This window comes from Agrobacterium larrymoorei, from assembly GCF_037722385.1.
Taxonomy (GTDB): domain Bacteria; phylum Pseudomonadota; class Alphaproteobacteria; order Rhizobiales; family Rhizobiaceae; genus Agrobacterium; species Agrobacterium larrymoorei_C.
This window is the reverse complement of the sequence record NZ_JBBKAQ010000001.1, coordinates 502,554-523,762: the sequence shown is the minus strand read 5'-3', so window position 1 is coordinate 523,762 and position 21,209 is coordinate 502,554. Positions and strand designations below refer to the sequence as shown.

Annotated in this window: 15 protein-coding genes; 10 read left to right on the top strand and 5 right to left on the bottom strand. The window is 56.8% G+C overall.

The window, feature by feature from the left end; translation table 11 throughout:
- Positions 1-7 precede the first annotated feature (7 nt).
- Positions 8-646, bottom strand: a complete 639-nt coding sequence (locus tag WKI41_RS02320) for a TetR/AcrR family transcriptional regulator (RefSeq protein ID WP_340191912.1) — start codon at positions 644-646, stop codon at positions 8-10.
- Positions 647-788: 142 nt separating this feature from the next.
- On the opposite strand from WKI41_RS02320, the gene WKI41_RS02315 reads away from it, so the two are divergent.
- Both WKI41_RS02315 and WKI41_RS02310 read left to right on the top strand, forming a co-directional pair.
- Positions 789-2,825 (top strand): FAD-dependent oxidoreductase, encoded by a 2,037-nt coding sequence (locus tag WKI41_RS02315; protein ID WP_340191911.1) that lies wholly within the window; start codon positions 789-791, stop codon positions 2,823-2,825.
- 467 nt (positions 2,826-3,292) lie between these two features.
- Positions 3,293-6,310 (top strand): DEAD/DEAH box helicase, encoded by a 3,018-nt coding sequence (locus WKI41_RS02310; protein WP_340191910.1) that lies wholly within the window; start codon positions 3,293-3,295, stop codon positions 6,308-6,310.
- 119 nt (positions 6,311-6,429) lie between these two features.
- Here WKI41_RS02310 and WKI41_RS02305 read toward each other — a convergent pair whose 3' ends face one another.
- Both WKI41_RS02305 and WKI41_RS02300 read right to left on the bottom strand, forming a co-directional pair.
- Positions 6,430-7,455 (bottom strand): hydroxyacid dehydrogenase, encoded by a 1,026-nt coding sequence (locus WKI41_RS02305; protein ID WP_340191909.1) that lies wholly within the window; start codon positions 7,453-7,455, stop codon positions 6,430-6,432.
- Positions 7,456-7,628: 173 nt separating this feature from the next.
- Positions 7,629-8,417 (bottom strand): DUF4394 domain-containing protein, encoded by a 789-nt coding sequence (locus WKI41_RS02300; RefSeq protein WP_340191908.1) that lies wholly within the window; start codon positions 8,415-8,417, stop codon positions 7,629-7,631.
- Between the two features lie 205 nt (positions 8,418-8,622).
- On the opposite strand from WKI41_RS02300, the gene WKI41_RS02295 reads away from it, so the two are divergent.
- The 4 genes from WKI41_RS02295 (at position 8,623) to WKI41_RS02280 (ending at position 11,929) form a co-directional block, all read left to right on the top strand.
- Entirely contained in the window at positions 8,623-9,168 is a 546-nt protein-coding gene (locus WKI41_RS02295; protein WP_340192296.1) for a sigma-70 family RNA polymerase sigma factor, read from the top strand.
- Positions 9,165-9,863: an anti-sigma factor gene (locus tag WKI41_RS02290; protein ID WP_340191907.1), complete on the top strand. Its 699-nt coding sequence runs from the start codon at positions 9,165-9,167 to the stop codon at positions 9,861-9,863. Before WKI41_RS02295 ends, WKI41_RS02290 begins: the two co-directional genes overlap by 4 nt.
- A 205-nt stretch (positions 9,864-10,068) precedes the next feature.
- Positions 10,069-10,974, top strand: a complete 906-nt coding sequence (locus WKI41_RS02285; RefSeq protein ID WP_340191906.1) for a LysR family transcriptional regulator — start codon at positions 10,069-10,071, stop codon at positions 10,972-10,974.
- A gap of 199 nt (positions 10,975-11,173) precedes the next feature.
- Positions 11,174-11,929, top strand: a complete 756-nt coding sequence (locus tag WKI41_RS02280) for an SDR family NAD(P)-dependent oxidoreductase (protein WP_340191905.1) — start codon at positions 11,174-11,176, stop codon at positions 11,927-11,929.
- Between the two features lie 152 nt (positions 11,930-12,081).
- On the opposite strand, the gene WKI41_RS02275 is transcribed toward WKI41_RS02280, so the two are convergent.
- Positions 12,082-12,975 carry an NAD-dependent epimerase/dehydratase family protein gene (locus WKI41_RS02275; RefSeq protein ID WP_340191904.1) on the bottom strand — a complete coding sequence of 298 codons (894 nt, stop codon included), beginning with the start codon at positions 12,973-12,975 and terminating at the stop codon, positions 12,082-12,084.
- A 177-nt stretch (positions 12,976-13,152) separates the two neighbouring features.
- Positions 13,153-14,064: a LysR family transcriptional regulator gene (locus WKI41_RS02270; protein WP_340191903.1), complete on the bottom strand. Its 912-nt coding sequence runs from the start codon at positions 14,062-14,064 to the stop codon at positions 13,153-13,155.
- Between the two features lie 139 nt (positions 14,065-14,203).
- Between WKI41_RS02270 and WKI41_RS02265 the strand changes: the two genes are divergently transcribed.
- From WKI41_RS02265 to ugpB, 4 genes are all read left to right on the top strand, one after another.
- Positions 14,204-15,001: an alpha/beta hydrolase fold domain-containing protein gene (locus WKI41_RS02265; protein ID WP_340191902.1), complete on the top strand. Its 798-nt coding sequence runs from the start codon at positions 14,204-14,206 to the stop codon at positions 14,999-15,001.
- A 50-nt stretch (positions 15,002-15,051) separates the two neighbouring features.
- Entirely contained in the window at positions 15,052-16,242 is a 1,191-nt protein-coding gene (locus tag WKI41_RS02260) for an efflux RND transporter periplasmic adaptor subunit (RefSeq protein WP_340191901.1), read from the top strand.
- Between the two features lie 120 nt (positions 16,243-16,362).
- Positions 16,363-19,554 carry a multidrug efflux RND transporter permease subunit gene (locus WKI41_RS02255; RefSeq protein WP_340191900.1) on the top strand — a complete coding sequence of 1,064 codons (3,192 nt, stop codon included), beginning with the start codon at positions 16,363-16,365 and terminating at the stop codon, positions 19,552-19,554.
- 300 nt (positions 19,555-19,854) lie between these two features.
- Entirely contained in the window at positions 19,855-21,153 is a 1,299-nt protein-coding gene (gene ugpB / locus WKI41_RS02250; RefSeq protein ID WP_425340983.1) for a sn-glycerol-3-phosphate ABC transporter substrate-binding protein UgpB, read from the top strand.
- Positions 21,154-21,209 lie beyond the last annotated feature (56 nt).

The window sequence follows — 21,209 nt, the reverse complement described above, 5'->3', positions numbered from 1 at the left end:
ATTAGCATCACTTGAATTCTGCAGCCTTAAAGCCATGACGGGCAAAAAAACGGTCGAGATCACGCTGCTGGGGGGCAATGCCTGTATAGACTTCGACGTAGTGAGGTATGCGTTTCATACGCAGCGCGATATCTTCTGTCGTGCGCATAGAAACGTAACCGATCTGGACGAGATAAGTCGTGCGAGCCCGAACATCCGCATCAAGCTTGGTATGGCCGAACCGCATGAACATGTGTTGTAGCGCAGAGAGCCTCACACGGTCCGCGGCCTCTATCTCTGCCGAAATGTCCTCCGATTGCAGTGCCCAACTGCGGACCGCGAATTCAAAGCGTGGATCGAACAGGTTAGGGTCGATCCAGCAATCAAAAACATTGAACATCGCCTCGACGAGGCCTTCCGCGTAAGCATCGCACTGCCTGACTAGATTGCCTGTGTTCTTGTCTCTCCAGCGAGCCAGCAGCGCAGCCAGAAGCTCTTCCCTGTCCCTGAAGAACCAGTAGAAGCTTGTCCGAGACAAGTTCAGCTTTTTCCCTAGCGGCAGGATTTTGACGGATTCCACGCCTGTCTCGAGTAAGGCTTCATAGGCAGCCTGCAGCCAAACCTCTTGCGATCCGCGCCAACCACTGTCGTTCGAATTTTCCGTCATTGTCGGTTCCTAGCAAACCAATGGCCCGCGAACAATCGCGTAAGTCGTCGCCGAACGCTTTATGTACTCCTATGTTCTTAATATTGACACTAATGTACATTTTTTCTAGCCTGCTCTACAACCCATCTTGCGGAGATAGCCGATGTCGAACGATCCCCTCCTCCAGCCTTTTCAACTCAAGCATCTGACGCTCCGCAATCGCATCATCGTCACTGCGCACGAACCCGCCTATCCAGAGGACGGCATGCCGAAGGAGCGATATCGGGCCTACACGGTCGAGCGGGCGAAGGGCGGCATTGCACTGACCATGACCGCCGGATCAGCGGCCGTATCGAAAGACAGCCCGCCGGTTTTCAACAACCTGCTGGCCTACAAGGACGAGATCGTTCCGTGGATCCGCGAAATGACGGACGCCGTGCATGAGCAAGGGGCGGCGATCATGGTGCAGCTGACGCATCTTGGCCGTCGCACTCGCTGGGACAAGGGCGACTGGCTTCCGGTCGTGGCCCCTTCGCATCATCGCGAGGTCGCGCATCGCGCTTTTCCCAAAAAGATTGAAGATTGGGATATCGAGCGGATCATCAAGGACTTTGCTGATGCCGCAGAGCGGATGAAGGCGGGCGGGATGGATGGCGTGGAGCTTGAGGCATATGGCCATCTCCTCGAGCAGTTCACCTCGCCGCGCACCAACGAACTGGAAGGGCCTTACGGCGGCTCGCTCGATAACCGCATGCGCTTCTGTCTTGACGTGCTAAGCGCCATCAGAGGGCGCGTGGGGGACGATTTCATCCTGGGCATTCGGTATACTGCGGATGAACGGCTCTCAGGCGGCACGGGCTCGCAAGAGGGTCTTGAGATATCCCGGCGTCTCAAGGACAGCGGCCTCATCGACTATCTCAATGTCATCCGAGGTCATATCGATACCGACCCGGGACTGACCGATGTCATTCCCATTCAAGGCATGGCCAACTCGCCGCACCTCGATTTTGCCGGAGAGATAAGAGCCGCGACCAATTTCCCCACATTCCACGCCGCGAAGATTCCCGACGTTGCTACCGCTCGCCACGCGATCGCATCCGGCAAGGTCGATATGGTCGGCATGACCCGAGCCCATATGACAGACCCTCACATCGTCCGTAAGATTATGGAAAAACGCGAGGACGACATCAGACCCTGCGTCGGGGCAAACTATTGTCTCGATCGCATCTATCAGGGCGGTATGGCCTTCTGTATTCATAACGCTGCAACCGGACGAGAAATCGAGATTCCTCATACCATACCGAAGGCCACGCAACGTAAAAAAGTGGTTATCGTCGGTGCGGGACCGGCAGGGCTTGAAGCTGCTCGCGTGTCTGCCGAACGTGGACATTCGGTCGTCGTCTTCGAGGCCGCTAACAATGCTGGCGGGCAGATTCGTCTGACCGCTCAAAGCGAACGCCGCCGGGAGATGATCAGCATTATCGACTGGCGAATGAGCCAGTGTGAAAAGCTCGGTGTCCAGTTCCACTTCAACACTTGGGCGGATATCGAGACCGTAGAGGCTGAAAAGCCGAACGTGGTGATTATCGCCACAGGCGGACTTCCCCATACCGATGTCTTGGCAACTGGCAACGACCTCGTGGTTTCCTCATGGGACATCATATCGGGCGACGTCAAACCCGGCACGAATGTCCTCATCTATGACGATGCTGGCGACCATGCAGCCCTTCAGGCTGCCGAGATTGCCGCAAAGGCCGGAGCGAAGGTCGAGATCATGACACGCGACCGCGCTTTTGCGCCTGAAGTCATGGGAATGAATCTCGTGCCTTACATCAGAGCACTGCAGAAGCTCGAAACCACGTTCACCGTGACCTACACGCTGACTGCAGTGGAGCGAAGCGGAAACCAGTTGCTGGCCCACATCGGCAGCGACTATGGCGGCGTCGACAAACGCAAGCTTTTCGACCAGGTGGTGGTCAACCACGGGACACGGCCGCTGGATGAACTCTACTTTGAACTCAAGCCTCGATCGATCAACGGCGGTGAAGTCTCCCACGATCAGCTGATTGCAGGCGAGGCCCAATCCGTGACGCGAAACGAGAATGGCACGTTCCAGCTTTTCAGGATTGGCGATGCGGTCGCAGCGCGTAACACCCACGCCGCAATCTACGACGGTCTGCGTATTGCAAAGGATCTCTGATCATTCAATTCCAACCAAATCGAACAAGCACGCATCCTCGACGGCTCACTAAGGAGCCGTCGCGATCGTGCATCGCAAGGCCTCACGCGCTGCATAGATGACACTGGCAAGGAACAAGCTGCTGGAAACTTTGTTTTCGGTGGCTGGTGAAATTGCTGATGAAAGAAATGCGAATGGATGTGAGCGCGTCTAGACCCAAAGACAAAAGTGCCGCCGCATCTACCAGCTCCCCTCTCCCGATCGAGACACCAAGGCTTCCGCCGGGATTCGTTGCAACGAGGCTTGCCGCTTTGCTCGCCCGATCCGAAACGTCGCTCTGCTATGTTGCACCAAGTGAGGGAGAAGCTGACCGGATAGCGGAGGCCATCACTGCTCTTTTCCCAGAGATAAACCACATTGTATTTCCTCCTTGGGATTGCCTTCCATACGATCGCGTTCTTCCGTCCCGCCACTGCATGGGCAGGAGAATGGACGCGCTGCGACTATGGCTTGATGGACGGTATAGCCGCCGCCTGATGCTAACGTCATTGGAAGCAATCCTTCAACGTGTCCCGCCAGCAGACGTGATCACGAAGAGCGTTTTCGAACTGGGTGTCGGCATATCACTCAACCGTCAAGCCTTCATGGATTTCATTCGACGCACAGGATACACAGAAGAAGGCGTTGCCGACGATCCGGGCGAATTGGCTGTCCGTGACGGTGTCATCGACATCTACCCCGCCGGTGCTCCGGGGCCAATGCGGATTGTCCTCGATGAGGATGACAAGGTTCTGGAGTTGCACGGCTTCGACCGCCTGTCGCAGCGCACGGAAAGCTCGTTGCAGAACGTGTCGATTGGTCCGGCTTCGGAGGTTATATGGGATGATGAAACATCTCATGACGACGGTCCATCTCCTGGTACCATCGAAACCTCGCTCGTTCGCCAATACCACCTCACCCCGAGCCTGTTTGATCTCCTAGGTGACACGACCGTGGTCCTGGGACAGGGCATTAATCAGCGGCTCCAACACTATCTGGATATCATCGAAGACGCGCAGCAGGCCCATCTTGATTTCGGCGCTGCGGATGCACCGGCGCGGCAGTCGCTCTATCTCGACCTCGGCGAATGGGACGAGCAGGCAGGTCGTATGCGGTTGGAGACCCTGCACCTCGATGATGGTGACCATCTGCCGACGAAGCCATATGACGCTGATTACCGAAAGGCGGTGACGAAGTTCGCCCAAGACTCTCTCAAAGAGCATAGGAAGGTTCTGATCGCGGGCAACGGCAAGCGCGCCGAAGCCCTTTATCGGCGACTGGAAAAGGGAGCGGATGCTTCCAGCGGTACCGTTGCCCGATGGGATGACGTTTTGAGAGCCAAGCGTGGCAGTCTCATGAAGATTGCCTGTAACCTCCAGGAGGGCTTTGTCGATACGAGTGAGGGTATCATCGTCGTTGCTGTCCCCGATGGACCGGTAGCCGACACCCACTCTCATCAACTGCTAACCGAACCTGAGCTTCGGATCGGTGATGTGGTTGTGCACGAAGATCACGGCGTTGGGGTTCTCAAGGACCTGGAGACAATCATTGTTGAAAACGTCGCGCGTGCCGCGGCACGATTGCAGTATCGTGATGGAGATTCGATCCTCGTTCCGATGCAAGAATTCGACAAGCTCTGGCGCTATGGTTCAGAACCCGATGCTGTTTCGCTTGATCGTCTCCATACGGAGGCTTGGAGCAAAAAGAGGCAAAAGATCGCGGAAGACATTGTTTCTACCGCCCGTCATCTTTCGAAAATCGCCAAGCAACGGCAATCCGCAAAGGCGCTTGTATTTGTCCCTCCTCGTGCTCAATTCTCGGCCTTTACCCGTCGGTTCCCTTTTGCCGAAACCCGCGATCAAGCAAACGCGATCAATGACGTTTTATCCGATCTCGCATCTGGAAAGGTGATGAACCGTCTCGTCTGCGGAGATGTCGGCTTTGGCAAGACGGAAGTCGCTCTGCGCGCTGCAGCGGCCGTGGCCCTCGCCGGCGGACAGGTTGCTGTCATCGCTCCCACAACCGTTTTGGCTCGACAGCACTTTGAAACCTTCAAGCAACGCTTTGAGGGGACAGGCATTTCGATCGGGATGTTGTCGCGGCTCGTCAAGCCAGCCGAAGCCAAGCAGACGAAAGAAGCACTTGAGGATGGCACGATTGGTGTTGTCGTGGCGACGCAGGCGATCTTTGCGAAGGATGTGCGCTTTGCTGGCCTCGGCTTACTGATCGTGGACGAGGAACATCGCTTCGGATTGAAGGAAAAGAGTGCGATGAGCAGGCTCGCTCCGTCTCTTCACACTCTCACGATGTCGGCAACGCCGATCCCGCGAACGCTTCAATCGGCGATGGCTGGCGTTCAGGAGGTCAGCCTTCTCACAACCGCGCCATCGCGCAGACGGCCGGTGCGTACCTCACTTGCCACTCTTGATCGCACCTCGATGAGAACCGGCCTGATGCGCGAATATCGCCGAGGCGGACAGAGTTTCGTCGTCGTCCCTCGTATCGAGGACATTGAGGGTGTCGAAAAGATACTCGAGACGATCGTTCCAGAACTGTCTGTCAGAGTGGCGCATGGCAAGATGCCGGCAGCAACGATTGATGAGACGATCGTAGGTTTTGCAGCCGGTGATGGAGATATCCTGCTTGCTACCAACATTATCGAGAATGGGCTCGACGTTCCGCGCGCCAACACCATGTTCATTTGGCACCCAGAGCGTTTTGGGCTTGCCCAACTTCACCAACTGCGAGGACGGGTTGGTCGTTCTGGCTCGCAGGGTAGAGTGACCCTTATATTGGAAGAAGGTGCGGATCTCGGCGACGAGACGTTGTCGAGACTTTCAACTCTTGTTGAGAGCGACAGGCTCGGATCAGGCTTGACGATCAGTATGCGAGACCTCGACCTGCGCGGCGGAGGGGACATAACCGGCGACGATCAGGCTGGCCATATGAGTGTGATCGGCGTTGGACTGTATCAAAAGCTCTTGGCTGGGGCCGTAGCAGAGCTGGCCAAGAAGCCTTCGCCGTTCCCCCCACGGACGGTCCTGCAACTCGACGAATTGGGCACGATACCCGCCACCTATGTGTCCGATCCTGCCACCAGGCTGAACCTCTACGCCAAGCTTTATCGAGCCTCCGATCGATCTGCCATAAACGATCTTGAAGAAGAGTTCGAGGACAGGTTCGGCGACGTTCCGCAAGAGGTGCTGACATTGTTACGGACTAGCCGCCTTCAGGTGAGCGCAGCGAGGCTCGGCATTTCGAAGATTGAAGCGGGACCGAAAGCTCTTGCGCTTACCTTTACAGCAAAGACGCCAGCAAAACTTCTCTCCTATCTGACAAAGACCGGCGGAGGGGCCCGCCGAGACGATAGGTTGATCTTCCAGTGTTCAAGCGACAAACCTGGTGAGCGCTTGAATGAGTTCGAGCAGATTCTTGCGGAGGCGAAAAAAAAGTTGAGCAAGAGCTAAGCGCATGCTGCTCAACGACTGAAACACGTCGCACAACGGTGTGTGGCCGTTTCGCGAGAACGACATTCGATAACGAGGACCTAAAGCGTACGAGCAAGTCTGAAAGATCGCGACGCTTTTTAGGATACCGACACCGGCTTCGACCTCATCATGCTGGCAGTCGCCGGATCTGCGCGACGGCAGAGCCTGGGCGGTAGCCCCTTCATAATGAGCTCAGCATCCGCCACGGCCATCGAACCCAAGGCATAAAAGGCATCGCGCGTGCCGCCGGTCCTGTGAGCAGAAAGAAGAATGCCCGGCGCTTGGCGAACAGGATCGCTAGCCGGGACCGGCTCTTCCGGAAACACGTCTGTCGCGACCTTTATATGCCCGGACGCTGCGGCCTCAATCATAGCGGAGAAGTCGACGACGGCGGCGCGGCTCATCAACAGAAACGCTGAGCCCGTCTTCATCAAGGCGAATTCCTTCTTGCCGAGAAACCCTTCGTTTTCGCTTGTAACGCTGGCGAAGACGAAAACGACCTGACTTTCGCGCAGGACCTCATCAAGTGTCGATGGTACACAGTCGAGCCGCTCGATGATCTCCTTTGGCAGCCAGGGATCGAACACGCGAACAGTGTTTCTGAACGGACGGATGAGTTCGCGCAGTTCACGGCCGAGATCGCCAAAACCAATAATGCCGACCGGAGCTCCAGCAAAGCGGAATGTCTCCGTGTTACCCTCCAGGCCATAACGCTCGGTGCCTTGCCTGAACGCGTGATCGGCGACAGTGATACCTCGGGCCAAATCCAGCGCCATGGCAAGCGACGCCTCCGCAACCGGCGACGCGAAGGCAGACGCCGGTGTGATCACCCAGATGCCTCTCTCGACACAGGCCTGATAGTCGATATTGGGCAGAAAATTCGATTCAACATTAATGATCGCCTTCAATCGCGGCGCGCGATCCAAGCGTTCTCTGGGCATGTCGGTCTGCCCGAAAATTAATACCGTATCGGGCAGGTAGCGCTCCACCTCCTCGGCGGACATCTGGCGGTCCTCGGACACGATCACCTCGCCAAGCGCCTCAAGACGGGCGCGGACGGCGGGCTCCATGATCAGGTCCAGCGTTCTCGGGAGCGGATCGACCAGAATGATGTTGCGGCTCATCGTTTCCTCCTGCCAGAATCGCCTTGAGCAGCAGATTAGCGTGAACACCCCCTCATCGGGCAAGCTCAATCGGCAGCGGATTTTAGTCGACGCTCAGCAGTGTCTCGCGTGAAGCAACCACTTTACGAGAAGGAAGGAGGCAGTCGACTTTGGCCAACCACCTCCTCTTTTGCTTACATTGCGGGCGTGACGGCAATGTCTCTTACATCATTGTCGAGGCCGGTGATTACGCCGACTTCAGTGGCTTTGCCGGTTTCGAGATTGACAGTGTAGAGCATCTTGTTTGCAACGAGATAGGCGGCATTCTTGCCGCCTTCCATGCCCTGAATATCAAACGCGTACGTCGCGGGCTTATCCTTGAGGCCAAGCTTACCGATCGCCTTCAGCGTCCCATCATTGGGCTTCGTTTGCTGGATCAATGCGCCGATGGTGGCGTCGATATTGTACATCGCCGTCTTTTCCGGTTTTCCAATCGAGTTCGTGTAGGCTGCTGCGACGATGTTCGGCGTCTCTCCCTTGTGCATATCGCTTTCTTCGAAGGCGAGCTTGCCATCGACCGTCACTGCACCCGTGTCCGGGTGAACGCGATGGTTGGTGGTGCCGGTCATAAAGCGCAGACGATCCGCCATCGGGTTGAAATCGACCACCACCGGAGCGTCGGTGATCGTCAGCATCTTATCCATTTTCGCGACGTCGGTTGCGGCGCCCGTTTCCAGATTAATGCTGACGATGCGATGATCGGGCGTAACACCTACAACGGTCTTGTTGCCTGGGCGGTAATCGATGCCGACAAGCTTATCGACGCCTGTGATCTCCATCGTCTTCGACACCGTGGGCTTTTCCGTGTCAAACATGACGAGCGTCTTGTCGCCGCTTAAGCCCAATACTGGCGCCGCGAGCGCGGATGTTGCAGTCGCGATAACGGATATGGAGGCTGCCAAAGCAAAACGAATGGTCTGCATATTCTTCTCCCGTGCGTTTAAAATCAAAGAAGGTTTCGCCACATGGCTTTCAACCTTCCATCTTGAAGACACCACGGGTGATGCGATTGGATGCAGGAGGTGAAAATTTTTTTTTGAAACTTGCATCTAAGGACCATCGACCCGGGTATAGATGTCAAAGACACCGGATTTAACTTTTCGATCCGAGGAGATGAGTTTGACGATGATGGGCTCTTTGCCAGTTGATCTAGAAAAGGCGCTCGATGGCTGCGCCAATGGCGACCGGCTGGCATTGCGTCAGATATTCGATCAAGAGGCGGGCAGGCTTATCGCCGTCGCCCAGCGCATCGTCCGGCGTCGTGAGCTTGCAGAAGAGGTGGTGCAGGACGCCTTCATCCGCATCTGGACGCACGCCCACCAGTATCGCTCCGATAGCGGTTCGGCGCGCGGCTGGATCTATGCCATCGTCCGCAATAGAGCGCTTAATCTGCTTCGTGACGGCAAACGGGAACATGCAGTGGAAGACGTTGAAACACTGCGCGATGATCAGCAATCGGACGAGATCATGGCAGCCTGGCATCGCCTGGATCGCAATTCACGCCTTTATGCGTGTCTTGGCTCGCTGGACGATACAAAGCGGCAAGGCATCCTGATGGCCTATGTCGGTGGTTACTCACATGGAGAAATAGCAGGAAGGCTGCGGATACCGCTCGGCACCACCAAATCATGGATCAGACGTGGACTGTCGGCGCTGCGGGAGTGCCTGGCATGAACTATGACCCCAAGGACGTGCCAAATCTCGCCGACGAGTATGTGTTGGGCTTGCTTGACCCGGTTGAGGCCAGAGAGATTGAGGATGCGATGAAGCGTGATCCTGAACTCAAGGCTGCGGTCGCGGCGAGCAGGGATCGGTTCCTGCCACTAGACACGAGCTTGGCCCCTCAATCGGTCAGTCAAGACCTCTGGCGGCGCATCGAGTCTGCCCTCCCCCAGCAAGAGAAGCCCACCATGGCTCTGCCAGTCGCAAACGACAATGGCGTACGGCGCTGGAAATTCGCCGCGCTTACCTCGCTTGCGGCCTCGCTGCTTCTCGCAATTGGCCTCGTCTACAGCCTCACCCGCACGGTAGAACCACTGGTCATCGCGGTGCTGGTCAATGACGCGGGCGAAGTCCAGGCGGTCGTCGAGGATTTCGGCAATGACGAAGCGTCTGTTCGGCTACTGGCCGATTTCGCCGTCCCACGCGACAAGACGATTCAGGTTTGGACCCTGCCTTCCCGTGACGTGGGGCCCGTCTCGCTTGGGCTAATTGAGGGGGTCCGTTCGGCTCGCCTGCAGGGACCAGCCCTCCCAAAACCCCGTGCCGATCAACTCTATGAGTTGACGCTTGAACAGGCAGGTGGATCGCCGACAGGGCGGCCGACGGGACCGATCTTGGCGAAAGGATTTGCGCGGATGCCGCGGTAAAGTTACACAAAGCCAAGACTGACGGGCATCTTGATGGAGAGCCTTGCTGCCGGCACGCCTGCTTGCGTTTTCTGAACGCCCGCTTGGCCTTCGGAAAACAATTCAGATTCCGGGGCTGGTACTATAAACTTGCGTAGAGAGGTGGCGGTCTCAGTGATTGACCACTCACCCCCTTCGCGACCGTTTACCCAGACGCAGGCACCCCTTGGATCAACTCCTCGCAATCAGAACTTTTGTCCGCGTTGTCGAAGCGGGGTCTTTCGCCAAAGCGGCAGACCAAATGAATCTGCCGCGATCCTCTGTTAGTAAGATGGTCCAGGATCTGGAGTCGCATCTCGGCTCGAAGCTTGTTGAACGCACCACCCGCTCACTCACAATGACAGCAGAGGGACTGGCCTACCGCGACAAAGCGCTTCGGCTACTCGCCGATCTTGATGAGATGGACGGGACGGTTGGAGGTGCGCGCCGGTCCCCCAAAGGCCGACTGCGGGTGGACATTGGCTCCGTCATGGCCAATCAGATCATCATACCGCGCCTCCCGGAATTTCAAAGCCAGTATCCAGATATCGACCTCCATCTAGGCGTAAATGACCGCTCTGCGGATTTGGTAGGTGAAGGAATTGACTGCGTCATTCGCGGCGGCCCACTGGCGGACTCGTCTCTGAAAGCTCGCAAGCTGTGCGAACTGGATTTCGTTGTCTGCGCTGCCCCCTCTTATCTTGCAGACAGAGAGCGACCGGAGCATCCAGACGATCTTCGGCAACACAGGATCGCCAGCTATTTTTCTGCTTCTTCGGGAAAACCATTTCCTCTTTTGCTCAAACGGGGCGCGGAGCACTATGAATACGCGCCAGGCGTCTCTGGAATTTCTGTCAACGAGAGCACTGCTCACCTCAATGCGATCATCGCGGGTCTTGGGATCGGCCAGACCTTTGGCTTTCTGACAAGGCCGCATTTTGAAAACGGCTCGTTGGTGGAACTTCTTCCGGAATGGAAGCCTGCGCTGCGCCCGCTTCACCTTGTCTACCCGTCCGATCGGTTTCCAAATGCGCGATTGCGTGCCTTCATCGACTGGGTGACAGACGTCTTCCAGCAGGTCGACGCCCGTTGACGGCGGAGGCACTATCCATAGAGATGGATAATCCTTCCATTGCGGGCGACTTCTCGATCTCCTGCTGACAAATTACCTTCTGCTCATCGGACGGCGACGACGGGCTTCGAGCCTCGCCTCCTCCCGAAAATTCGACGTTTAAACAGGCCGTCGGCGCTCTCGCTGAGCGACTGCGCACGGCTGACGACAGGAGATCAAAATGTCAAACAGACTTCATAACAAGGTTGCCCTCGTAACAGGCGCCACAAGCGGTATTGGCCTAGCAACGGCAAAGCTTTTCGCCAGCGAAGGCGCTCGCCTTTACATAACGGGACGCCGTCAGGATGCACTTGATAGCGCAATCGTTGAAATCGGTCATGACGCTATTGGCGTTCAGGCTGACTCGGGACGCAATACAGACCTTGACTCACTCTTTGCGAAAATCAAAAGCGAACAGGGCCATTTGGACGTCCTGGTTGTCAATGCAGGCGGAGGCAGCATGCTCCCTCTGGGCCAGATCACCGAGGAGCAGATCGACGATACATTCAATCGCAACGTCAAATCCGTCATCTTCACGGTGCAGAAGGCTTTGCCCCTGATGTCCAAGGTGTCATCGATTGTCCTAACGGGCTCGACCGCCGGGATAGAGGGGACGGCAGCATTTTCGGTCTATTCCGCATCCAAGGCAGCAGTGCGCAACCTTGCACGATCGTGGGCTCTTGATCTCAAGGGCACCGGTATCCGCGTCAATGTCGTCTCGCCAGGGGCTACCCACACACCCGGGCTGGTTGAACTGGCCGGCGATGACAAGGACCAACAGCAGGGGCTTCTCGATTTTCTGGCCACCCGCATCCCGCTCGGCCGCGTTGGCAATCCTGAAGAGATTGCGAAAGCCAGCCTCTTTCTTGCTTCCGATGACGCCAGCTTTGTAAACGGTGCAGAACTCTTTGCCGATGGCGGCCAGGCCCAGGTGTGAGGTGACAACGATGTGCCTGCGAGGATGAGAAGCGGAACCTAACTCCGAGCTCAAAGCTCGGCCTTCGAACCGCAGAGTAAGTGGCGACGGCGGATCCGTGCGAATCCGCCGTCTTTCCTCATTGCGGTGTGAAACGCTGAAACGAGCGCAACTTATCTCTCGACGTAACGCTTCCAGGGGTGCTCTTCTCTGAACCCCAGAACCTCTCGCGCCTTGCGATTGGAAAGGGGCGCCTCATCCTTCCCCATCTCACGGGTAATCGGGGTGTTGGGTGCGTACTTCGCGAGAAACTCTGCCGTCGGCAGATCGGCCGTGATCGTGTCGTTCACCGCGTTGAACACCTGGAAGCCCAAGCCGTCTTTCTCGATACAGAGATGAACAATCTCCCCGAGATCCCGTGCGTCGATATAGCTCCAGGCGTTGCGTTTGCGAGACATCGGGTTGTCGATGAAGGCTGGGAAGTTGCTGTATTCATGCGGTTCAATCACATTGCCAATGCGCAGAGCGTAGATATCAGCTTTGTATCGCATGGCGAAGGCGCGGGCAGTTTTCTCATTCACGAGCTTTGAAAGGCCGTAGCTGTCCATCGGATCGATGTCGTAATCCTCTTCCAGAGGAAAGGAATGGAAGTCCTTGTCACCTTCGGCAAAACACACCCCGTAGGTCGTCTCACTAGAGGCGATGATGACTTTTCGGACGCCTAGTTTCATCGCAGCTTCGATGACGTTGTAGGTTCCGACAACGTTGGCCTGGAATGTGTTGTTATCCGGCTCGATCAACACGCGCGGGATCGCCGCGAAGTGAACGACGGCATCGGGCGGCGAAGGCGGGGCGCCGTTTTCGAAACCGGCGAAACCGAAATGTGTTGTCAACGCATTGAAGACCTGGCCGCTATCGGTGATATCCGCAATCAGCGTATTCACTCCTGGCAGGTCCAGAGGCTTCAGATCGATGTTCAGGACGGAGTATCCCTTTTCCAGAAGCTTAAGGACAGCGTGACGCCCAGCCTTGCCTGTGCCACCTGTGAAAACGATACGTTTTGTCATGTCTTGCCTCCTCATAAGACCTTCGTGCGTCACGATCGACGGCCATGACGAAGATAATCGCGATCGCCTTTGTGAACGCCGTTATACGACAGTAAATTGCCCCTTCAAGCAACGAAGGAATGCAGGCTACACAAGTCGCATAGATTTCAGGACGTTGTCATATTTTTCAGAAGTAGATCAAAGAGCTCCTAAAGCGCTTCTGTTCAACAGCTTTGCCACCCAATCTACGAAAACGCGAACCTTGTTTGTCACGTGCCTTGTCTGCGGATAGACAATGTAGATCGGCATGGGCTCGCTCTTCCATTCGGGCAGAACGCGAACCAGCCTTCCCTCATTCATCTCGTCTCTGATCGAGAACGGCACCAATTGTCCGACACCCATTCCGGCAACGACGGCATGCTGGTAGGTTCTCGCATCGTTTGCCGACACGATATAGCGCGGGCTAATCTCGACTGAACGGGTGCCATTGTCGAAAGCCATGCTCATCACCTGGCCTGCATTGGCATTCAAATAGCCGACACAGTGATGGTCGATCTCAAGATCTTCCGGCGTCTTCGGCATACCAAAGCGCTCGATGTAAGCTGGAGAGGCAACGGTAAGAAAATCAAGCTCCGAGACTTTGCGGGCGATCAGCGACTGGTCGCGCAGCGTTCCCACCCGCAAAGCGCAATCCACGTTCTCGGCGATATAGTCGACAAGACGGTCTCCGACCCCGATGTCCAGGCGTATCTGCGGAAAGCGTTGGTGGAAATCGCAAAGGTTGGGAATAATAATCTCGTCAGCGAACATCCCGGCCATTTCCACACGCAGGCGACCGGAAGGCTGGACGTTCGCACTCGAAACACTCCCATCCAGCTCATCTATTTCCGCCAGGATTTGCGTTGCACGCTCATAGTAAAGAGCGCCGTCTGTGGTCACCATTACGCGGCGCGTTGTCCGGTTGAGTAAGGTCGTGCGCAGATGTGCCTCAAGCCCTTGCACCATGTTCGTCACGGTTGTCTTGGGAATGTTCAAGGCGTTTGCAGCCTTGGTGAAGTTCCCGGTCTCAACAACCCGTGCGAATACCCGCATCGCTGCCAACTGGTCCATTGGTTCGCCTCGCTCGATTGTCCACCAATTTGGAATAGTGTTTTCGAATTTCGAAACTTGTGGAACTTATCCCGAACAATATATCCATATTAGAAACCACTACAAGAGACACATTCTGTGGTCTCGCAAGGAAACGAAGATGGACACCCTGTGGCACACATTAGAGACCAGCGGCACGACGTGCACGCCTCTCTCCGTGCGTGTCTATAGCGCCGAAAAACAAAGCCGTACGCCGCCGCTTGTCCTCTATTTAAGAGGTGGCTCTTTTCTAGAAGAGGGAGCGCAATGTGCGCAACTTCCAGTCGCGAAGGCGCTCGCCGAAAGCGGAGCGGTGGTCGTTGAAACGGATTACAGCACAGGCTCGTGCAATGAGTTTCCGGCAGTGATTGATAGGGCTTTCGATGCGCTCGATTGCCTCAGCAATAGTCGCAAGCAGTACGGGAGCGCAAAGTCCCTGCTGTTTGTGGCGGGCGAAGAGGCTGGCGGTAATGTCGCCGCTGGCCTCGCATTAAAGGCGCGCGACAGGATGCCGGGCAAACTGGCGGGACAGATTTTGCTTTCGCCAATGATTGATCCGTTGATGGCGTCGATGTCTTTCCGCGATGCCGACAAGATCGGCATGCGACAACGTTGGGCCGAAGGTTGGAGCCGGTACTTGGCCAAGGCCTGTGGGGTCGCGCACCCTTATGCGGCACCGTGCCAGTGCACAAGGCTCGACCGTGTGGCTCCGGCTTTGATTTTTACCGCCGAGGACGATCCTCTGCGTGACGAAACAGTGAGTTATGCCGAGCGCCTGCGCGATGCTGGAATACAGGTTCGGCTGCATGTTTTCCCTGCTGGCTCCGGCTGGACGGGACTTTATCGAGGCGAAGGTGGCAAATGGCTTCCAACCGTTTGCAATGAATTTTCGGGTTTTGTTCAAGACCTCAAGCATTAGCATTTAAGACAATCAATGATCGGCTTCCTCACGAAGCCAAGGAGTATCCCATGACGCTCAAGAACAAGCGCCGTGCCCTTGCGGGTGTCGGCATAGGCCTTGCCATGTCCGTTGCAGCCGGAGCGCTGCTATTTGATCTTCCCATCACGACGGGTGCCGTCGCTGCGGCCCCACAAGCGGAAGCGCCTGCAATTCCAGTGACGGTCGCGCCCGTTGAGAGCCGAGACGTCACGCACTGGGAGCAATTTTCCGGCCGGCTCGAAGCTGTCGAGCGTGTCCAGGTCCGTTCTCGCGTTGCGGGCCAGATCCAAGCGGTTCACTTTCGTGAAGGCGCACTGGTGAAAGCTGGCGATCCGCTCTTCACCATCGATCCAGCCCCGTATCAAGCAACCGTTGCCGGCGCGGAAGCACAGGTGGCTTCAGCGCAGGCGAAGGTCGGTCTGGCCAAAACCGAGCTGGAACGGGGCCGGCGACTTTCCGACAACCGCACCATCTCGCAAAGCGATCTCGATCAACGCCAGAGCAATGTTGCGGAGGCTGAAGCACAACTGCGGGCGGCGCGTGCAGCCTTGACCACCGCACAGCTCGATCTCAGCTACACGGAACTGCGCGCACCGATTTCCGGGCGGGTCGGCAAGCTTGATGTGACGGTTGGCAATCTGGTTGCCGCCGGATCCGCGTCCCCTGCTCTCACCACGCTCGTGTCGGTCGATCCGATCTATGCAAGCTTCAATGCAAGCGAGGAGATCGTTACCAAAGCACTGTCGCAGCTTCCAAACTCGAATGGAGCGCTTCAGGCGCTGGAGCAAATCCCTGTCGAAGTCGGCACGCTTGCCGATGAAGGCACTCCGATCAAGGGAACGCTGCATTTGATCGACAATCAGGTGGACGGCGCAAGCGGCACCATTGGTGTGCGCGCGGTATTCGCCAACACCAATGGGCACCTAATTCCCGGTCAGTTCGTTCGTGTCCGTCTGGGTGAGCCGAAGTCTGAAAAGCGCATTGTTATTTCGGACCGCGCAATCGGCACTGATCAGGACAAAAAGTTTGTCTTCGTTGTCGATAAAGACAACAAAGTGAACTACCGCCAGATTAAGCCTGGTCCATCCGCTGAAGGAATGCGCGTCGTCGAAAGCGGCCTTTCCGTCGGAGACAAGATCGTCGTCAACGGCCTGCAGCGCATCCGCCCAGGCGCGATCGTCGCTCCGCAGACCGAAGACAAGGTCGCAGCAGCACAATAACAATTCCGACGGGCTCACCCGGCCCGTCTTCCGCAATCCAAGCAGAGATCCTCCTGCCGGTGGCAACACGCCACCGGTGCGATTCCTTGCGTTCTGAATTCACCCGGAGAGGGCTAACCCATGAACATCTCCCGATTTTTCGTAGACCGGCCAGTCTTTGCTGGCGTCCTATCGGTCCTCATCGTCGTAGCAGGGCTAATTGGCATGCGCGCCTTGCCGATTTCCGAGTATCCGGAAGTCGTGCCACCCTCCATCGTCGTTCGTGCCACTTATCCAGGCGCTAACCCGAAGGTCATTGCCGAGACAGTGGCGACACCGCTTGAAGAGCAGATTAATGGTGTCGAGGACATGCTCTACATGTCCAGCCAGGCGACCTCCGACGGCGTCATGACGCTGACGGTTACCTTTAAGCTGGGGACGGATCCGGACAAGGCGCAGCAGCTCGTGCAGAACCGCGTGTCGCAGGCCGAGCCGCGCCTTCCCGCCGAAGTCCGGAGCCTTGGCGTTTCCACCGTCAAGAGTTCTCCTGACCTGATGATGGTCGTGCATCTCGTCTCTCCCGGCAATCGGTATGACCTCACCTACCTGCGCAATTACGCCGTCCTTAACATCAAGGACCGGCTGGCGCGCATCGAGGGCGTTGGCCAAGTGCAGATCTTCGGCGCCGGGGACTACTCCATGCGCGTGTGGATCGATCCGCAGAAGGCCGCCGAACACGACCTTGCGGCCAGCGATATCAGTAACGCCATTCGCGAACAGAATGTGCAGGCCGCAGCGGGCACGATCGGTGCTTCGCCAAGCCCGAACGGCGTCGATCTTCAGCTCAACGTCAATGCACAGGGTCGCCTTTCTACCCCGGAAGAATTCGGCAACATCATCGTGAAGAGCGGTTCGAATGGCGAGATTACGCGCTTGCGTGATGTCGCGCGGGTCGAACTCGGTGCGGCAGACTACGCCTTGCGCTCGCTGCTCGATGGCGAATCCGCCGTGGCTATTCCTGTCTTTCAGGCTCCCGGCTCCAACGCCATCACCATCTCCGACCAGGTTACGGCGACCATGCAGGACCTGCAAAAAGCGATGCCGGATGGCGTCAAATACGAAATCGTCTATGACACGACCGAGTTTGTCCGCGCCTCGATTGACAAGGTCATCGACACGCTGCTGGAGGCCATCGCTCTCGTCGTGATCGTCGTCATCCTGTTCCTGCAGACATGGCGTGCATCCATTATCCCGCTGATCGCCGTCCCGGTGTCGATCATCGGCACGTTCGCCGTCATGTATATCTTCGGCTTCTCGATCAACGCGCTCAGCCTGTTCGGCCTTGTGCTCGCCATTGGTATCGTGGTGGACGACGCCATCGTCGTGGTTGAAAACGTCGAGCGCAATATCGAGAACGGCTTGTCTCCGCGTGATGCGACCTACCGCGCCATGAAAGAAGTGTCCGGTCCGATCATCGCGATCGCGCTGGTCCTCGTGGCCGTCTTTGTACCACTGGCCTTCATTTCCGGCCTCTCGGGGCAGTTTTACCGCCAGTTCGCGTTAACGATCGCGATCTCGACCGTCATCTCTGCCATCAACTCATTGACGTTGTCACCAGCCCTCGCGGCTCTGCTTCTCAAGGACCACCATGCGCCGAAGGATTGGCTCACTCGCGGCATGGACAAGGTGTTGGGCGGCTTCTTCCGGGGCTTCAACCGGGCCTTTGGCGCAGCATCGAATGGCTACGGCAAAAGCGTTGGCGGATTGCTCAATCGCAAGAGCATCGTGATGTTCGTGTACATGCTGCTCGCTGGTGCGACCTATGGCATGTTCAATGCCGTGCCCGGCGGCTTCGTGCCTGCGCAGGACAAGCAATATCTGATCGGCTTTGCCCAGTTGCCGGATGCAGCAAGTCTTGACCGGACAGAAGACGTCATCAAGCGCATGAGCGATATCGCCATGCAGCAGCCAGGTGTCGAACATGCGATCGCGTTTCCCGGCCTCTCCATCAATGGCTTTACCAACAGTTCGAATGCAGGCGTCGTCTTCGTTGGCTTGAGCCCGTTCGAAGAGCGGACCACGCCGGAGCTCTCAGGCGGCGCTATTGCCATGGCGCTCAACCAGAAATTCGGTGCGGTTCAGGATGCCTTTATAGCTATGTTCCCGCCACCGCCCGTCAACGGCCTTGGCACCACCGGCGGCTTCAAGATGCAGATCGAAGACCGTGCAGGCTTCGGTTACCAGACACTCGATGAGGTCACCAAGGCATTTCTCGGCAAGGCCTACCAGACGCCTGAACTGGCAGGCCTGTTTTCAAGCTTCCAGATCAATGTGCCTCAGCTCTACGCCGATCTCGATCGTGCCAAGGCGGAGCAACTGGGTGTCTCGGTGACGGACGTGTTCGAGACGCTGCAGATCTATCTTGGCTCTCTCTACGTCAACGACTTCAACGCCTTCGGTCGTACGTACAGCGTGCGTGTGCAGGCCGATGCCAAGTTCCGCTCACAGGCTGAAGACATCGGTCAGTTGAAGGTGAGGTCATCGAAGGGCCAGATGATCCCGCTCTCCGCACTGTTGAAGGTGGATGCAACGACAGGCCCAGAACGCACGACGAGGTATAATGGCTTCCTCGCGGCTGATATCAATGGCGGCCCTGCGCCCGGCTTCTCATCTGGGGAAGCTCAGGCAGCCATCGAACGCATCGCCAATGAGACATTACCTGCGGGGATATCCTTCGAGTGGACCGATCTGACCTATCAGCAGATTCTTGCCGGAAGCTCAGGCTTCCTGGTCTTCCCGCTGGCTCTGCTGCTGGTCTATCTCGTCCTTGCGGCGCAGTATGAAAGCCTCACACTGCCGCTCGCGATCATCATGATCGTGCCTATGGGTGTGCTTGCGGCCATGACCGGCGTCTGGTTGACGGGTGGAGATAACAACATCTTCACCCAGATCGGCCTCATCGTCCTTGTCGGGCTCTCGGCGAAAAATGCCATCCTGATCGTGGAGTTCGCACGTGAACTGGAGTTCGAAGGACGCTCCCCCATCGCTGCAGCCATCGAAGCCAGTCGTCTTCGCCTGCGACCCATCCTGATGACGTCACTGGCCTTCATCATGGGCGTCGTGCCGCTCGTCATCTCCACCGGCGCCGGAGCCGAGATGCGTGCCGCGATGGGCGTCGCCGTCTTCTCCGGCATGATCGGGGTCACGATCTTCGGCATCTTCATGACGCCGGTCTTCTACGTACTCGTGCGCAAACTCTCCGGCAACCGTCCGCTTGTTCAGCATAAGCAGGAGCCTGCCAATACGGACTACAAGATGAGTGAAGCCGTGTGACGGCAATCACTTTGTCATGCAACCGAAAGCCTCGGGAGCTCTTGCTCCCGGGGCTTCTTTTTACGTTCTGGCGTGTCCCGGCATATCCGCTGAGTGCCGTTCAACGTGTTGGTCCTGCGGTTTTACACAACCCGGACAACCGACTGTCATAATTTCGTTGCACGTTCACTTGTTTTCGTTTTGAATATGACATGCTTCGAATGAAGCACGCTGACGCTGGTTCTGGGAGGTTCCAGCGCAAAAAATCCTGGGCAGCTTGTTGCTGGACCATGCGTAAATTTTTAGGGAGGCATCATGTCCATGAAACGTCTCGCTGCATCCGCGGCGGCACTTGCTATTTCGCTTTCTTTCGGCACCTCGGCCTTTGCAGCGACGGAACTGCAATGGTGGCATGCCATGACCGGTGCCAACAACGAGGTGGTCGATCAACTGGCGAAGGAGTTCAACGAAAGCCAGAGCGAATATAAGATCACCCCGGTGTTCAAGGGCACATATCCTGAAACACTCAATGCCGGTATCGCCGCATTTCGCTCTAAGCAGCCACCAGCAATCATTCAGGTGTTCGATGCCGGTTCTGGCGTCATGATGGGTGCAGAAGGTGCCATCATGCCGGTCGCCGACGTTCTCAAGAAAGGCGGCTTTGAGTTTAACAAAGCTGACTATCTTGCGGGGATCGTTGCCTATTACTCAAAGCCGGACGGCACGATGCTGTCCTTCCCATACAACTCGTCTTCGCCGATCCTCTATTACAACAAGGACGCATTCAAGAAGGCAGGTCTCGACACGGAAAACCCGCCGAAGACCTGGCCGGCTGTGTTCGAAGCCGCTCGTAAGATCAAGGAAAGCGGTGCTGCACCCTGCGGCTTCACCTCGACCTGGCTCACCTGGATCCAGACCGAAAACTTCGCCGCCTGGAACAATGTCTCCTACGGTACGAATGAAAACGGCCTTGGTGGCGGCAAGGTGGAATTGAAGATCAATGCACCGCTCTTCGTCGAACATTTCCAGTCGATCGCCGATATGGCGAAAGATGGGACCTTCCGTTATGGCGGCCGCACATCCGAAGCGAAACAGCTTTTCCTATCTGGTGAATGCGCGATCTTGACGGAATCGTCCGGTGGTCTCGGCGACATCGTAAAGTCGGGCATGAATTACGGTATCGGCCAGCTTCCTTATTACGAAGGTCATGGGCCACAGAACACCATTCCAGGCGGCGCAAGCCTTTGGGTGTTCGGCGGCAAGAGCGACGAGGAGTATAAGGGCATCGCTCAGTTCTTCCACTTCCTCTCGCAAACCCCGATCCAGGCACGCCTGCATCAGGTTTCCGGATATCTGCCTGTGACCAATGCCGCTTACGAAGCCACGAAGGCTTCTGGCTTCTACGAGAAGAACCCGGCGCGCGAGACGCCGATCCTCCAGATGATGGGCAAGGCACCGACCGAAAACTCCAAGGGTGTTCGCCTGCCAAACCTTCCACAGGTCCGCGACATCATGAACGAGCAGTTCGAAGCCATGCTGGCTGGTAAGCAGGATGCCAAGACGACGCTCAATCAGATCGTCGAACGCGGCAATGCGGCTATTGCGGCAGCATCCAAGTAATCATCGTAAGCTGAAATCATTGCCCGTATCCTATGATGCGGGCAATGCTTTTTCCC